Raw genomic sequence first — 233 nt, forward strand, 5'->3', positions numbered from 1 at the left:
CAGAACAATTTCCGCGGCAAGGGCCAGACGCTCAGCTTCGGTGTCAACTACTCGACCTATTCGAAGTCGATCCAGGCGGGCTTCACTGAGCCGTACCTGTTCGACAAGAACATCGCGGTCGGGTTCGACGTGTTTCGCCAGGATTACAACCAGTTCAACTACATCGGTAGTGACCGCAACACGACGTTCAGTCAGGTGTCGACCGGTTTCCAGCTTCGTGCTGGCGTGCCGCT

General features: G+C 56.7%; 1 protein-coding gene. It reads left to right on the forward strand.

Features of this window, described 5'->3' with window-relative positions:
* On the forward strand, positions 1–233 hold a 233-nt coding region (locus tag AC0IYH_RS34150; RefSeq protein WP_471838928.1), incomplete at both ends, for a BamA/TamA family outer membrane protein.

This window comes from Pseudomonas sp. AC463, from assembly GCF_979253585.1.